Origin of the sequence: Bacteroides sp. 519 (assembly GCF_010500955.1) — a bacterium.
In the GTDB taxonomy this organism is placed as follows: Bacteria; Bacteroidota; Bacteroidia; order Bacteroidales; family Bacteroidaceae; genus Bacteroides.
Genome location: NZ_QVMJ01000114.1, coordinates 1 through 321, shown reverse-complemented (window position 1 = coordinate 321; position 321 = coordinate 1). Strand labels below are relative to the sequence as shown.

The window sequence follows — 321 nt, the reverse complement described above, 5'->3', positions numbered from 1 at the left end:
CATGCCAAAGTAGCCTTGATATTACGCGAAAGCAAACACAGCTTTGCGTACATAAGCACCGGCAACTTTAACGAAAAAACAGCTGTAGTGTATGCAGATAAAGTAAATTATTATGCGAATAGATGCCTTTCAGTGTGTACTGGATGCCGAAACGTTTTCCCCCGATGTGTTTGATGTGGCTTTGACACCTGCTTCGGGTAAAGACATGAGTAATTTCAAACCCCGCTTTGCCGATTATCAGCTTGTTGTTCTCGATTACATTAACCAAACACGTACACGCGCTCGCCTCGACCGCCTGACATCCGTAACACTAGACGATGT

The 321-nt window shown here is 44.5% G+C and carries 2 pseudogenes; one reads left to right on the top strand and one right to left on the bottom strand.

Going from position 1 to position 321, the window contains the following annotated elements:
* Positions 1–129: pseudogene (locus D0T85_RS22145) on the top strand (hypothetical protein); the annotation flags it as partial.
* On the opposite strand, the pseudogene D0T85_RS22925 reads toward D0T85_RS22145, so the two are convergent.
* Positions 89–175, bottom strand: a pseudogene (locus D0T85_RS22925) (conjugative transposon protein TraN); the annotation flags it as partial. The pseudogenes D0T85_RS22145 and D0T85_RS22925 overlap by 41 nt on opposite strands.
* Positions 176–321: the final 146 nt, after the last annotated feature.